This window comes from Agarivorans sp. JK6 (assembly GCF_045277145.1).
Lineage (GTDB): Bacteria > Pseudomonadota > Gammaproteobacteria > Enterobacterales > Celerinatantimonadaceae > Agarivorans > Agarivorans albus.
Window position 1 is genome coordinate 3,419,938 of record NZ_CP113525.1, and the last position, 15,414, is coordinate 3,435,351.

A 15,414-nucleotide genomic window follows, 5' to 3' on the forward strand; every position below is an offset into this window, starting at 1 on the left:
CATATTTAGTACCTAGAGCGACATAGTTAGTTAAATCAACATGTTTAATTTTTGAACAAAAATCCACAACGCAGCTTTTGTAAAGAAAAGTGACACAATTGTTAACAGTTTCTAAATAAGCAGCTTAAGATCGCAAATCTATCAACAAGTTAATCTTGAATGTGAGCTTTCTCTATAGCCACTTTGCTTTTTCTTGCAAATCACTCATGTTTTTTCAATGCTGAGTTGGCAAGCTATCGGGAAAAACATAATGAAAATAGGGATTACCAGCATAACGCTAAGCTGTGCTTTAGCGGCGTTTTCAAGCCTAGCGCAGGCCGACACTCAGCAGCCAGAGCTCACTATATGGACAGGCAAAAGTCACCAACAAATGCAACTTATTGCGCAGCAATTTAGCGCAGATACCGGCATTATTGTTGAGGTGAAACAACCCGTCGACATCACTGGAAACTTTGAAATTCAAGCTCGTAACGGTGAGGGACCAGACATCGTATTTTGGCCCCACGACAGAATGGGCGATTGGGCAAATGCTGGTCTTATTAAACAGTTAAAACCCAGCCAAGAACTACAAGATTCCGCGGTAGACTACGCCTGGGAAGCGGTGAAAGTTGAAGGCAAAATTTATGGCTACCCGATAGGCGTAGAAGCGATAAGCCTGATTTACAACAAAGCGTTAATTAAGGAAGCTCCAACTAGTTTTGAGGAAATTTTCGCTCTAGATAAGCAGCTTCAAGAGCAGCAACAAACCAAAGCCATTTTGTGGGACTACAACAATACCTACTATACATGGCCACTATTTGCAGCAAATGGCGCTTATGTATTCGGCAAGCAAGGTGGCCAATACGATGTAAAAGACACCGGGGTTAACCATCCCAGCGCTATGTATGCCGGCAAACTACTAAAAGACATGCTCGACCAACAAATAATGCCGCGTAACGCGGACTATTCAATCATGGATATGCAGTTTGTTAAGGGTAAGGTGGCCATGGTAATTAATGGACCTTGGTACTGGGATGAGTTGGAAAGTGTAGGTATGGATTTTGGCGTTGCGCCTTTGCCTAAAATTAATGGTAAGCCCGCCAAAGCCTTTGTAGGCATTTGGAGCGCCATGGTGAATAGCGCAACTAACCAACCCGCTTTGGTAGATGAGTTTCTAAACTACTACTTAATGAATGTAGACAATCAACGCTTACTGTTTAGCAGCGGAGACATTGGTGCCATGGCAAACTTGCAGTTACAGCAAGAGTTAATTAACGACCCCAAAGTACAGGCCGTTTATGCCAGTGCAGCGCAAGGCGAACCTATGCCAAATGCTGCAGCAATGGGTAAGTTTTGGGCCGCTATGGCCACTAGCCTCACTAACATCACCACCGGTAGACAGGCCGTAGATAAGGCCCTAAATGCAGCCGCTAAACGGATTACTCGTTAGCTTGAACGCTCTCCCAACATTGAGATTCGCGAAATAAAAAACCGCTTAAAGGTTTTACAATCTACAGAAATGGCACACTCAAAACTAACTTCTTTACTTGAAGTGCCATTCTCAGGGACTAAGCCAAATTTTAGTAATCCCCGTTCCTGATAAAGCCTTACGTTAATCCGCTTAAATTCACACAGTTTATCATTAATCAAAGCCGAAATGGTTAAGGGATCATGCATAAAACCTAAGTTGTTAGTACAGCATGTCCTAAGGAGCAAAGATTGTAGAAAAGACCACCATTTACATTGCTTTAATGCTGCACTCATTGCATTGCTTTTTATCTCTCTCAACATCTGAATATCTTTTGGGTTCAGCCACGTCTTAAGTGTTACATCGGCGGTAACCAGCCTAATATTCAAACCAGAAAGAAAGACGATTTCCGCAGCCTCGGGATCAGCTTGAATGTTATAATCATGCTTTACACTCATCTCACGTCTTCCACAAAGAATATTCGGATAAGTGGGAAGCTGACCAAGGTACCCTCCCATTATCGTAACCCGCTTGATATTCTCTATTAGTTCCGGAGCACGTTGAATGGCTGTGGCCAAATTGCTCAAAGGCCCTATAGCGACAAACTCAATAGCCTGATGCTGCTTGGCTAGCTGTATTATTTTCTCAACCGCACAATCATCTCCTACATGCAATAGGTTCGTAGGTAGCTTCTTTTGTCCAAGTTCTTTTCGAAGGCTAGCGCGCTGAATACGTAAATTTAGCCTCTCAACAAAAAAACTAGGAAAACCTCCACACAACCGACTCCACAATCTGGGACTTTTGCCAATCGGCTTCGCCAAACCGGCAAAAACGGGTACCTCTGGGCGCTTTGCTAACAAAGATAACTTCTTAGCGATACGGGCTCTTACCATCGGCTTATAACCGACGGTTGTTAGGGCTAGTAGGTCAATCTCCGGCGACTTTAAGGCCAAATTAATAGCCCAGGTATCATCACAATCAGAGCCAATATCAGTATCTATAATTACGGAATAACGCTCATTACTCATGCTCAATGTTAGCCACAAATACCTACAGCAGTTCCCATCGGTCTACCTTGTTCCATTTCCCATTGCACGCCCCAAGGATCAATCCAATAGAAAAATTTAATAGGGAAAGGAGTAAGCTCTTCAGGTGGTCCGTAATCTTTAGAGGAGTTAATCAAGCTAACATCTGCTTGAGCTTTTAAAAATCTGTATGCTTCATCAATATTGGCGACTTCTAAAGCGATGTGCCTCGGTCCACCTAGATCATTTGTAGCTTTTACTTCTATTTCCTGGTTTCCTTGCGGACTTTGATAATGCATTAGCTCTAAATACAAACCAGAATCTTTGTGATGCAGAAAACGTACATCAACAATGACTTCTTGCCCCACAAAGCCTGCGTTATTAGCAAACGAAGGCATATTTACATCGCAATAATACATTTCCCCATCATCGTTAAACGCTGGCTCGAAGCCTAAAGTTCGAGCGTAAAACTCTGTAGCTTTTTCAATGTCATCAACAACCACATTAATATGGGATATCCCTAATACGTTCTTCTTTGGATTATAAGAACTCACATCTAATCTCCTTTCTACAAATAGGCCTTTGTACAACGCCCTATTACAATCCATGTAAATTTGGTAATCACTAAGGTTGAAATTATTTAGCTATTAACGCACTCCATTAGACGCCTTAAACGCTCCTCATCTCCAGGGTGGCTGCTTATCCAAGTAGGAATGTGTGACTCGTGGTCTTCGAATAAATGCTGGTAGCCGGCGAGTAATTGATCTTGAGGTAAATCTAGCTGCTTGCTCCAATGACAGGCGAACAAATCGGCTTGTTGCTCAGCTTCTCTAGAGTAGCCAAGGCTTACCCCTAGTACCGCGGCGCTTACTAGGCCATCTACCAGTAAGCTGCTATCGCCAACAACTAACACCACTGCTGTACTGATCAAAGCCGAACGCACTAAGCTTGCCATTACATCGTTATGAGCCACATGGGCTAGCTCGTGTAATAAAATGCCATTGAGTTGTTCTGGGCTATCTAGCAGCTTTACTAATTGGTCGGTCACCACAATACTGCCATCGGCCAACGCAAAAGCATTTGCGTCTTCGCCCATACGGTAGAAGTACAACTTAGGCTGCATGGGTAGGCTATCGATTTGTTCTACCAAGCTATTAAAGTTTTGCTCTATTGCTTGGCGTTGCTCTGGGTTGATTTCACTTTCACTAAACCCTAAAGTTTCAAATTGCTGCAACGTCCTTTCGCCTAGCTCTTGGCTAATGGAAACCGGCACTTTGCTAGCCAAGTAATGACTTAACCAAGGAAGCCCTTGGCTGGCAGCCGCGTAAATAGCCGCCGCACTCACTACAAACGCTAAGATAATCATCAACACATTATGCTCTAAGGTTTTTAGCCAAGAGCCTTGGCCTTGTTTATCCAGCCAACTATTCAAACGGCTTGGTTCATCGGCAACAAAGCGACTGCCATTGCTAAAACCAATGGCGCGCGCTTGCGAGCCAATCGACATCGCAATATCTAGCTCGGATACCGGCGCTCGAATAGCGCCAAATTCATCACTTAGCTCAAGCCAGCCTTCATCAGAGCAATGCAACTTGGCGGCTCTAGACGCAGAGCTATTTTCTACAAAAACCTTTCCGGTAATGATCATGGAGCTTAAATCACGCCAATTTCTACACTAAAGGCATCAGCAACCTCATCAGCAATGGCTGTTTTGCTATCACTTACTTGGTTGTTCGTTGCGATGATTTCGATATCACCCTGTACTGCAGTGGCTTGTGCCAAAAACTTCGCCATACGCACTTTTGCAACAGGGGTCGCTAAACCAAATGAGAATACAATAATCAACATATTGCTAAGCATTACGCCCATAAATGCCAAAGGCTTTACTGATGACACCATAAACAACTGGCCTTCTATATCTGTCTGTCCAAACTGATAGTTTCGCAAACAAGCTTTTAAGTAGGCAGTTACAAACCAGCCCAGCAAAAAGAAGCTGAGATAAATCAACATGAAGATCCCAACCAACGCGCCGCCGGCTGCTAGTTCTTCAGCACCGCCTTGCTCCAATGAAGCAAACATAGCGCCGAGTTGGCTAAAGTCTGCGTTAAATAGAGCAAACGCCAGCAAAGCTCCCACTAGACATAAAGCCAGTACACCGCCCAAACCAACCGCTGCGGCTTTTAAGAAAATTTTAAACATGGCCGCAGACTCAATATCTGCAGTAAACTTCATGCTGCCCCATTGGTAGTTATTCAATACATAGCGGCTCATGTAGGTAGCCATAAAGGCGTAAAAATAAGTACCGCCAATAGCAAAAACCAATACACCTAAAATGCCCGACAAAACAGGCGAAATGACATTACCAATGCCAATCAGTAAGGTTGCCACTAAACCCAAAATAACCATTGCTAAAAACGGCATTACCATTAACGCCATGTAGGCTCCGCCATAGCTGCCTACAAAATCAAATCGAACGTTTCTGTAGCGAGTTACCCGAGAATCAAAACGTAAGTTTTTCACCACTAAAACTGGCATCACTGCCACAAACGCCAGCATTAGAACAACTTGAAGCAATTCATTTATCATTGGCGACACAGCCCAAATAATCACCAGAGTCACTGCAATTATCCGCCCCAGCAAGATTTGTAAGGGTTTTGCTAGATACTCGAATCGCTCACCCGCTAATTCACTATTGCCGTAAAAATACTGTTTATTGCGCACTTTTGCCCAAGCTGAATAGATACCCAAGGTAACAATGCTGAGCAATACATTAACGATCCAAATTCCAAAATACTCGTCGGTTTTTCCATGAAATTTAAAACGGTTTTCACTTAAGTGCTGACTTTCCATGCCAAGAAATCCTGATGTTTAACTAATTGAAAATTAATAAGTCAAAAGACTTTAATGACAATAATATCTAAATAAAACAGATTTTTGTTATTAAAAATCAAAGAGGGGGAAATTTAAGATTAAATAGTGTGATTAAAACGTTTTCAATCACACTCTATATAGAAAAATGAAGCACGCTAAGTGGGTGCTTCATTTATATTTGTTCACTTGATGCAAACTCAGAATAGATATTGTTGCATGTTCACCGAGTAATGGTCTCCATCATCTACGCCACTTTGCTGCACAATAAATGCCCCCAGTTTATCTTTGCTTAACCACAGCTCACTGCTCTCTCCTTCGGTATTCAAAGCAAACCCATGGCTAACATACACCCGGTTTGCAGCACTTAATGGTTTCTCTCCTAAGTACTTAACTTGATACTGAATAATGTCAAACTCATCAAGGTCTAGCACTTTGAATACCTGGGTGTTTTGATGATCAATGGATGCCATCAAGTAATCAGGAAAACTCAAAGAATCAGAATCAAAATCACTGCGTTGTAAAATAGCATCAGGAGCTTGCTCAAAACGATTTAGCAATAGTGCCATGCCATTAGAGTTATGCTCATTCTCAATCAACTGCAACAGCTTATTGGTCCATGTGGAGTTGCTGCTAGCTTGGTTTTCTAAGGCATTAATATGGATACCTTGCTCTAATTTATCATTACCAAAAATTAAATAGCTTTCTTGATTTTCATCAACCTTAAAAGCGAACTGTTTCAAAGCTCCATTATCCAACATCACTTTTCCGCTGCGCTGGTAAAACTCCTTAAACCACAGAAAACTAAAATCTAACTCCACCTCTTCTTCAATGACTAAGCCATTAGGAAATTGGTTATCGATGATTCGGTTCCGTTGGTAAACGCCAACCACATCACCTTCCACAGCAATTTGATAAATAATGGTTCTAGACTCGTGGGCGGCGTTTGCAATACCGGCCCCAAATGTAGCAACCATCACCAATATCACACTAAGCCTAGAAAGTTGCGCTATCCACATTACGATTACTCCTTAGCCTGCTAGTTGTTAAAACTCGTAAGCAACACCCATTAACAAACCTAGCGATTTGCTTTGATAGAACTCAATGTTGCTATCGCCTTTATCGTAAGATGCCATCAGGTATACCGAGGTATTCTCAAAATCAAAAGGTTGGGCATATCCATAAATGGCGTTTATACCAAAATCGTCATCCCCCTGAGTTTGGTTAAATATTGGATTACGGCCTTTGTAATCACGCTTAGCATAGTTAATGTAAAGGCTGGTGAAATGGCGCTCGGCAAAGCTGTAGGTGGTTTCTAAGCCAAAGGCATAAGCATCAAACGCCATTGCATCACCATCGGTATCAGCCTTGGTATAAGTAAGCTGAGGTGTCACGGTAAATCCATCTTCATCGTAAGCCAAGATCTCGGCAGAGACTCGGTGATACTTGCCGTCACGTTGCATTAACTTTTGTTCGTTAGCATCTAAACCAAAGGCTTGACCACTACGCTCGTTTTCTATATCTGCCGCCGCAAAGCCGTAACGCAAGGTTAGCGGCGTATCAAATAAATAGCGCCAAGCTACCCTAAAGCCACTGCTATCAGCATCGGTTTTTTGCCTAGCACTGCCAGTTAAATATGGGTCTTGCCAGGTCTCACTAAAACCGGGCAGCTTAGGAAAATACGCCAGTTCTAACTGTGAATACTCACCCACCATTTGGGTAATACCCAGTTCAACTTGGTCTTGGCCACGCACAATGTTTTCTTCTTGTTGACCTAAGAAAATCTGAGTTTTCTTGTTAGCGAAGGTGTAGTTTAGCTCCGCTAAAACAGCTGGGCTTACACCGCTACTTTTATTACCTGAGTTATTAAGATCCTGAGTCACAGCGTTATCGTCATCAGTATCAAACTGAGATTGTTGTTGGCCCACCATGCCACCCAACAATAACTCAAAACCAAACCCAGCCTCATCGTCTACATAACCAGTAGCATTGGCAGCACCAACAGATGCAAACGTAGCTAGTACGCTACTTGTTAATAGACGCTTAGTGTGAAATTTTTTCATCCTGTTCCCTATCCCTTTAATAGACTTTCAAGCATGCGTTTGCATGCCGAGCAACCACTTGTTGAGCACATTGTAAAATGCGACAAATTCTCACTCAGTCAGTCTTATGTCAGGGATAGTCACAGTTTTCCGATATTCCAAACTAGATATTGAGAATTAGTTTACATTTAAATGATATTTGTCGTAGTTTTGTAAGTGGTAATTGCATCAGCCTAAGGGCTCTCTAAAATGAGCCAGCTGAGGGAGTTGTCTATGCAGGGAAACAAGTTGAGCCAAGAACACAAAAAAATCGTATTAATTGAAGATGATTCACGCCAACAGCAGTTGGTGGCTACGTTCTTGCGCAGCGAAGGCTTTGAGGTTATTTCTTCAGAGCGTGGCGATCAAGCACCAGAGCTAATTGCCAAACATTCTCCAGATGCAGTACTGCTTGATTTAATGCTACCAGGCATGGACGGCATTCAAGTATGCCAAGTGGTTCGTGACTTCTATTCAGGGCCAATCTTAATGGTTACCGCCCAAGGCGACGATGTAACCGAAGTATCTGCCCTAAATTTGGGTGTTGATGACTTCTTAAGTAAACCATTGCGCCCACATGTTTTGCTCGCTAGGCTTCGCTCTGCACTGCGCCGCAGTGAACGCGCCAGTGCCATCGATGCTTTACAGCTAAGCAATAGCGAAACGGTTCGCCACCCCAACCGAATTATCTGCCAAGAGCTGATTGCCGACAAAACTCAGCGCCGTATTTGGCTAGGTGAGCAACTGTTAGAGCTTACCGACGCCGAGTTTGACCTACTCTACTTTCTTATGGACAACGCAGGCCACGTATTGCCGCGCGATGTACTATTTAGAGAAATGCGTGGCATTGATTACGACGGCCTCGACCGCTCGCTAGATATGCGAGTATCAACTATACGTAAAAAGCTAAACGACAATACGCCACCTTATCGCTACATTAAGTCGGTGCGTGGTAAAGGCTATTTATTTGTAAAAGCAGCATAGCGAGCTAACCCCGCTTGATTACTTTATTTCTAAAGCTGTTTCTGTCTTCGGTGTTATCAATTATTGCTGCCACCTTTATTTACGGCGTGATTATTGAAGAAAAGGTGCAGCACATTGAGCGCGAACAAATACGCCAAATTGTGCTGCCTATTTATTACCTGCTAGATCGAGATCTGCTGCAAGTAGAGAACCCAGATGTAGACAAAGTACTCACTCGCTACCAAGAAGAATTCCCTTTCTTTATCCGCATTTTTCCAATTACTGAACTAGACGCAGAAGCCCGCTTAAAGCTAATGCGAAACGGTGAATACATATCGGTTAAAAGCAATTTTTTAGATGACGACGACATCGTTCTTTATTACCAATGGCCCGACCAACAGGTTCTCGAATTAGATTTAGACGAAGAGTTTGTGGATTATGGTGACTGGCTATTTTGGTACATGGTAGCGCTAATGGGTGGCTGTTTAGCCGCTACCGTAATGTGGTTCTCTTTCTCAATTACTCGCCATACTTACCGCCTAGCTAAAGTGACCAAAGCCTTAGGTGACGGAGACTTCGACGTGAGCGCCAACGAGAAAGCCCCTTCACCGATTAATCACATGGCGCGCAGCTTAAATAGCATGGCCGCTAAGCTTAAGTCGCTGATTCAAGAGCAAGACTCAATGACCATGGCGGCGTCTCACGAATTAAAAACCCCGATTAACAATCTGCGTTTTGCCTTAGATATGACTCGCTCAATTACCGACATGAAAACCATGCATGAGCATATTCAAGAAATGGATGAAGACTTAGATAGCTTGGAAGACTTAACTCACGAGTTAATTAGTTTTTCTCAGTTAACCAAAGCGCGTGAAATAAACCCGCAATCAATTAACCCCTACCCACTGCTTTACAACATGTGTGAGCGTCTCTCTAAGCTTAGCCCCAAGTTAAAGATTCAAATTGAATGTCCGGTGGGATTGAGTTTAATGGCCGATGAAAAGCTAGTCCGCCGCGCCTTAAACAACTTGATCGTTAATGCGCAAAAGTATGCTGAAAAGCTCATTCTTATCCGTGCTTATGTGGTTAATAAATCGGTAATTTTTGAAGTACATGACGATGGTAGTGGTGTACCAGAGAAATACCGCGAATCGATTTTCCTGCCTTTTGCTCGGGTAGATGATAGCCGTAGCCGCCAGAGCGGTGGTCATGGCTTAGGTTTATCTATTGTCGAGCGAATTGTCACCAACCACTGCGGCAAAGCCAGCGTAAGCGATAGCCATTTAGGCGGCGCTTTATTCACCCTAGAGCTACCGCTATTCCAAAATAGCGAAGACCACAAAGAATAATTGGGATTGCCCCCCTTAACCATTGCCTTTTCGCTGAGCGGCGTTACCATTGTGGGCTCAAATTAATGACTAGAAGCTCGCACCATTGACCGCTCAAGCCCCTGCTAATACCGTTGTTGTTCTCGATTTTGAAACCACAGGTTTATCGCCAACTCAAGGCGACAGAGCCATAGAAATTGGTGCCGTATTACTAGAAGATGGCCAAGCCACAGCGCGCTTTCAAGAGTTGATGAACCCAGGCTTTCGCATCTCTTCTTTTATCGAAGACTACACGGGTATCACTAATGGCATGCTACAAGAGGCGGCGCCTTGCGATGAGGTAATGGAGCGCTTTTATCAATTTGTTGGCCAGCACAATATGGTGGCGCATAACGCATCTTTTGATCAGCGTTTCTTGGAAGCCGAGTTTGCTCAAATAGGCCGACGGCTTAACGGCGACTTTGCTTGCTCGATGTTATTGTCACGCCGCCTATTTCAAGACGCGCCCAACCACAAATTAGGCAGCTTAGTCGCTTACAATAACATCGACAATGATGGCGTTTTTCACCGTGCCTTAGCCGATTCTGAAATGACAGCCAAACTTTGGCTGTGTTTACTCGAGCAATTAGAGCAACACTATTCGTTAATAAATCCAAGCTTTGCGCTAATGCAGCAAATTAGTCGTAAGAGCAAAGCAAATGTCGCGAGCTTTTTACACAAAATTGCGTAACAATATGTGAGATAAAACAAACCATGAATTTGCGCCAAGCTTGGGCTATTGCAACACGCGAGGTTCCCGCTGCCATATTCACTCGCACACATTCACCCGCAATTATAGGTGTTCCATGAAAATACTTGTCCGTAACCTCGCTCGCAGCATTACAGAAGCCGACTTACTCGCTTTATTCGAAAGCCATGGCGCTGTAGAAAGCTGCGATTTGGTATTGGATAATGAGACAGGCAAATCTAAAGGTTTTGGCTTTGTCAGCATGCTTGACGAAACAGAAGCCAATGCAGCTATTGCCGCGCTAAATTCAACCAAGCAAGCAGGTAATAAAATACGGGTTAAGTTTGCCGAAGAAAAAGGCCCATCTGAGCAACAAACTGTTTGGCCAGAGTCTGAATAAATTTCAGCCATTAGCGAGTAAGCCCGTTACTCGCTAATAAACCTAATTTGCCGTTGCGGTTTTGAAATCACTATCCCTTTGTTCGCTAACGCAGCCACCACTTGCTGAGTAAGCTCCTGTTGTTCTCCACTTTCATTCGCCTCACTTAACAAAGATTGGCTTGCATAGGCGCAGCTCACCTGCAGGCTGTCGGGAAAGCGCTGAAAGTTAACACTGTGACTAATCCACGCAAAGCCCTCACAGCGTTGCTTGGCGTCCTCACATACATCGGTTAAAGCCGCTACGATGTCCTTATCGCGTTTTTTGTCCATCTTTCGCATTAGTTTGCTTGCTCGTTTAAATTATTTGCCACTAGTTGTCATTACTTGTTAGTATACTTGGCGCTTCAAGCTGTTGATTAAGCTGATCGGCACGGGCTTCTGGCGACCCACTTAATCCACCGAGTAAATGATACAAACACGGTACCACAAATAGCGTGACTAAAGTGGCCAGCAACATGCCGCTAAATATCACTATACCAATGGCAAAGCGCGTTTCGGAACCGGCACCAGTGGCCAAAAGCATCGGTACAGCGCCCAACAAGGTGGTCATGGCAGTCATAATAATCGGGCGTAGGCGATTGGTGGCAGCTTTAATAATGGCTTCTTTAACCGCTAAACCTTGGTCACGCAACTGATTAGCAAACTCAACAATCAAAATACCATTCTTGGTTGCCATGCCAATTAACATCAACAAGCCAAGTTGGCTGTAGATGTTAAAACTCTCTCCGGTAATCAGTAAGCCCAACAAACCTCCCAGCAAGCCTAAGGGCACCGTAAGCATTACAATGGCTGGGCTAATAAAGCTCTCAAATTGAGCCGCTAATACCAAGTAACAAACCAGCAAGGCCAAAGCAAATAACAACCATATCTCGCGTTGGTTATCGTAAAACTCTTTAGATTCGCCCGCGTAATCAACCGTATAACCGCTAGGCAAAATCTCGCTAGAGGCTTGATTTAAAAAGCTCAAAGCTTCGCCTAAACTTACGTTGTCACTTAAGTTGGCTTTTAAGTTAATCGACTTTTTACGCTGGTAATGGAACAAGCCGCGAGCCGAAGCAACATCTTGCGCCTCTACCAAGGTATCTAAAGACACCAAAGCGCCAGTATCACTGCGCAAATACACTTTGCTTAAATCACTGGGTGATTGAAATTGGTTTTCATCGGCTTTTAAGTATACATCGTACTCTTCACCAAACTCTTCAAAACGGGTTTGAGCACGTCCTCCCAGCAGCACCTCCAAAGTACTGGCAATGTCATTAACGCTAATGCCCAGCTCTCTGGCTGCTAGTCGATTAACATGCAATAAAATCTCTGGCGTTGTGGGGTTGTAGTCCAGCTGCACACCATGCATTAGGCCACTGTCTTTGGCTTGTTGCTCTAACTCTAAGGCGTATTGATAGAGCTGGCTGTAGTCGTCACCTTGCAATACAAACTGCACCGGCTCGCCCATTCGCCCGCCAAAACTAGGCTGGTAAGGATACACTTTAACATCGGCGACATCATGGGCTGCATCGCGGATCATCTCTACCACTTCGGCAGCATCTTGGCTGCGCTCACTCCAATCTTTTAAGCGAACAATGAAAAAGCCTTGGTGGTCTGCCCAACTGCCAAATGCAGGTGCCGAATAGTTAAGGGTTTCGATTGGCCCATCATCACTCATCATCGGCAATAGCCGCTGCTCAATCTCAGCCATGCTTTTAACCATGCGCTGGTAGCTCGTTGCTTCTACACCGCCAACATAGACGTTAACCACACCTCGGTCTTCTTTTGGCGCAAAGGCAGGTTGTTGCTGTTGATAAGCCCACACCAATAAACCCATGCATAAAGCCACAACGGCAAGTGCAGAAAACTTAAAGTTAATAATACGCGTCAACAGCTTGGCATAAGCCTGCTGCAGAGCGGTCATGGCGCGCCCCACCGAGCGGCTCATCCAGGTGGCTTTGTTAGGATTTTTTTCAAACAACTTACCGGCCATTACTGGCGCTAAGGTAAGAGCGATTAAAGAGGAGAAGATCACCGCTGCTGATAGCAATACAGCAAATTCGGTAAACAGGTCACCGATTTTTCCTTGCATGAATACCAAAGGCAAAAACACCATCACCAGTACAACGGTGGTAGCAATTACTGCAAAGTTGAGCTCTTTAGCTCCTCGAAATGCGGCAACTAATGGCGGCTCGCCAGCGGCGCGGTGGCGAATAATATTCTCTACCACCACAATCGCGTCATCCACCACTAAACCAATGGCCAAAATTAAAGCCATTAGCGTCACTAAATTGATGCTATAGCCAAATAAATAAGCCACTGAAAACGCTGCGACTAGCGATACCGGAACGGTTACAGCTGGAATAATGGTTGCGCTTAATCGCCCCAAAAACAGGTACAACACCGCCACCACCAGCAGCGCACAAATTAGCAAGGTAGAATACACTTCGCTAATGGCCTGGCGAATAAATACAGTGCTGTCATAATCAACCGTAAGTTCTGCACCAGAGGGTAAAAAGCGCTGTAATTCCGCCAACTCTTTTTTTACCGTATCTGCTACTTCTAGCGGGTTAGCCTTAGACATTGCCACAATGCCCAAGCCCATGCTGTCCACGCCGTTACTTTTAAAAGTAGTGGTATCTTTTTTAGCGCCAACGTATATATGCGCGATGTCTGACAAAGTAACGTGGTCACCGTCAAAGTTGGCAATTTGTAGCTTGGCAAAATCATCTGCCTGCTGGTACATGCGCTCCATACGCACCACAATATTTAAACTGTCGTTACGCACATAACCCGCAGGCAATTGTAAGTTTTCACGGTTTAAGGCATCAATCACATCGTTGGTGGTTAAGCCTCGCCCAGCCATTGCGGTGGGGTCCAGTTCCACATACATCACCCGTTCAACCAATCCCGAGGTATTTACCGCACTCACGCCGGGCAATAAGCTAAGGCGCTCAATTAAGATCCGCTGAGCAAAATCGCTAAGCTCTACTCTGTCTTGCAAAGTAGCAGTAAGATTAAGCCACATAAATGGGGCTTCTTCGCTGTCGTTTTTGCGCACCACAGGTTCATCAACATCATCGGGCAAGCGATTACGCGCTCGGCTTACCGCATCGCGCACATCGCTTACCGCGGCCAACATATCCGAACCTTGCTTGAAGGTAATGGTAATGCCTGACCAGCCATCCCACGACGATGACCAAATATAGTCAATGCCATCAATTCCGCTAAGCTCGTCTTCAATCGGCTTGGTGATTTGTGATTCAACAATAGAAGAGGCACTACCGCGATAAGGCGTACCAATAGACACCACAGGACTTTCAATGTCGGGCATTTCTCGCACTGCCAGTTGGCTGTAGCCTACAACCCCAAACAGCATCAGTAGCAAACTTAATACTATCGCCGCTACAGGGCGATACATCGACAGATCAGATATTTTCATTAGTTGAGTACTTCAACCTCGATGCCATCATGCAACTTCACCAGACCTTTATTCACGACCTGTTCGCCAGCACTTAAGCCACTAAGCACTTCCACTAAGTTGTCGCCGCGCTGGCCTAACTCCAACTCAACTTTTTCTGCAACTTGTTGATTAACTCGGTAAGCAAAACGGCGGTCACCGTTATAAGCAATCGCCTGGAGGGGAATTAATACCCGCTCGCTAGCGCTTAAATCTAATTCGCCAGTAACCAAAGTGCCTGGAGCAATGCCTGCTTGCTGGTTGTCGATAGACAATTGAATGTACACATTTAAGCTTTCACCGCGCACTCGGCTGTCAATGCTAGTCACTGAGGCATTAAATATACGTGAGCTTAAACCCGCTTGGTGTAGCTTAGCCTGCTGCCCAACCTCAATTCGGCCTAAATGGCGCGCGGCAACGGGAACGTTAAGGCGTAAAGTATTGGCATCATCTAAGGTGGTGAGCACGGTATCGGAGTCAACTAACTGCCCAGGGCTTAAATCAACAAGGCCGAGTTTGCCACTAAATGGCGCGCGAATAGCCCTGTCTTGCAACGCTGCTTCAGCTAACGCGAGCTCGGCTTGTTGCATGGCAACTTGAGATTCGTAACGATCAACTTCGGCTTGGGTGGTAGCCCCTTTGGGTAATAATTGCAGCAGATTCTGATGCTGACGAAGAATATCATCAAGCCGTGCCTGCTCACGCTGTAACACTGCACGTTGATGGCGGTCGTCTAATTGAACCAACAATTGGCCTGCACGCACAGCTTGGCTAGAGCTAACAGCAATCGTGTCTATGCGACCATCAACCTCTGCTTTCACATTTACCGAATGAGCAGAGAATACATTGCCTAATAAATGCACTTGTTCGCGGAGCTTGCCTTGCTCTACCGTTACCACTTCTACGGTAACGGGTTTACTTGATGTTTGCTCTGTTTGAGCCGCGTCGTCACTGTAATACATCCATGTAACAACAGTAAGAAGCGCCACCACAACTAAAATGATGCGTCGCATTACTCTTTACCTTTTCAAACTGAGAGAAGACTCTAGCGCAAGCAAAGGTTGCGGGTCTATCTTTAGTTGATTACAAACT

14 protein-coding genes are annotated in these 15,414 nt (G+C 44.6%); 5 read left to right on the forward strand and 9 right to left on the reverse strand.

The genetic code is table 11. The annotated features are described in order from the left end of the window. Window positions 1–250: 250 nt before the first annotated feature. Entirely contained in the window at window positions 251–1,429 is a 1,179-nt protein-coding gene (gene malE / locus OV592_RS15830; protein ID WP_406609232.1) for a maltose/maltodextrin ABC transporter substrate-binding protein MalE, read from the forward strand. On the opposite strand, the gene OV592_RS15835 is transcribed toward malE, so the two are convergent. The 6 genes from OV592_RS15835 to OV592_RS15860 form a co-directional block, all read right to left on the reverse strand. Continuing rightward, window positions 1,426–2,475, reverse strand: a complete 1,050-nt coding sequence (locus tag OV592_RS15835; protein ID WP_406609233.1) for a nucleoside hydrolase — start codon at window positions 2,473–2,475, stop codon at window positions 1,426–1,428. The two genes, malE and OV592_RS15835, sit on opposite strands and share 4 nt — an antisense overlap. Before the next feature lie 8 nt (window positions 2,476–2,483). Next, window positions 2,484–3,026, reverse strand: a complete 543-nt coding sequence (locus OV592_RS15840) for a VOC family protein (RefSeq protein WP_406609234.1) — start codon at window positions 3,024–3,026, stop codon at window positions 2,484–2,486. Window positions 3,027–3,112: 86 nt separating this feature from the next. Next, on the reverse strand, window positions 3,113–4,120 hold the full coding sequence (locus OV592_RS15845) for a M48 family metallopeptidase (RefSeq protein ID WP_406609235.1): 1,008 nt from the start codon (window positions 4,118–4,120) through the stop codon (window positions 3,113–3,115). Between the two features lie 5 nt (window positions 4,121–4,125). After that, a complete protein-coding gene (locus OV592_RS15850) occupies window positions 4,126–5,322 on the reverse strand; it encodes a YjgN family protein (RefSeq protein WP_406609236.1) in 1,197 nt (398 codons plus the stop codon). 218 nt (window positions 5,323–5,540) lie between these two features. After that, window positions 5,541–6,359 carry a hypothetical protein gene (locus OV592_RS15855; protein ID WP_406609237.1) on the reverse strand — a complete coding sequence of 273 codons (819 nt, stop codon included), beginning with the start codon at window positions 6,357–6,359 and terminating at the stop codon, window positions 5,541–5,543. A 27-nt stretch (window positions 6,360–6,386) separates the two neighbouring features. Then, entirely contained in the window at window positions 6,387–7,403 is a 1,017-nt protein-coding gene (locus OV592_RS15860; RefSeq protein ID WP_406609238.1) for a DUF2860 family protein, read from the reverse strand. Window positions 7,404–7,655: 252 nt separating this feature from the next. On the opposite strand from OV592_RS15860, the gene OV592_RS15865 reads away from it, so the two are divergent. From OV592_RS15865 to OV592_RS15880, 4 genes are all read left to right on the forward strand, one after another. After that, window positions 7,656–8,405, forward strand: coding sequence for a response regulator (locus OV592_RS15865; protein ID WP_406609239.1), 750 nt, complete (start codon window positions 7,656–7,658; stop codon window positions 8,403–8,405). 14 nt (window positions 8,406–8,419) lie between these two features. Then, window positions 8,420–9,733, forward strand: coding sequence for an ATP-binding protein (locus tag OV592_RS15870; RefSeq protein ID WP_406609240.1), 1,314 nt, complete (start codon window positions 8,420–8,422; stop codon window positions 9,731–9,733). A gap of 85 nt (window positions 9,734–9,818) precedes the next feature. Beyond that, window positions 9,819–10,442 (forward strand): PolC-type DNA polymerase III, encoded by a 624-nt coding sequence (locus tag OV592_RS15875; RefSeq protein ID WP_406609241.1) that lies wholly within the window; start codon window positions 9,819–9,821, stop codon window positions 10,440–10,442. Window positions 10,443–10,557: 115 nt separating this feature from the next. Then, window positions 10,558–10,839: an RNA-binding protein gene (locus OV592_RS15880; protein ID WP_016400976.1), complete on the forward strand. Its 282-nt coding sequence runs from the start codon at window positions 10,558–10,560 to the stop codon at window positions 10,837–10,839. A gap of 26 nt (window positions 10,840–10,865) precedes the next feature. Here OV592_RS15880 and OV592_RS15885 read toward each other — a convergent pair whose 3' ends face one another. Genes OV592_RS15885 through OV592_RS15895 form a run of 3 tightly spaced genes read right to left on the reverse strand, consistent with a single transcriptional unit; the run spans window position 10,866 to window position 15,335 of the window. Then, window positions 10,866–11,159, reverse strand: coding sequence for a hypothetical protein (locus OV592_RS15885; protein ID WP_406609242.1), 294 nt, complete (start codon window positions 11,157–11,159; stop codon window positions 10,866–10,868). A gap of 31 nt (window positions 11,160–11,190) precedes the next feature. Then, window positions 11,191–14,304, reverse strand: a complete 3,114-nt coding sequence (locus tag OV592_RS15890) for an efflux RND transporter permease subunit (protein ID WP_406609243.1) — start codon at window positions 14,302–14,304, stop codon at window positions 11,191–11,193. Then, window positions 14,304–15,335, reverse strand: coding sequence for an efflux RND transporter periplasmic adaptor subunit (locus OV592_RS15895; RefSeq protein ID WP_406609244.1), 1,032 nt, complete (start codon window positions 15,333–15,335; stop codon window positions 14,304–14,306). The genes OV592_RS15890 and OV592_RS15895 overlap by 1 nt, the downstream gene beginning before the upstream one ends. Between the last annotated feature and the right edge of the window lie 79 nt (window positions 15,336–15,414).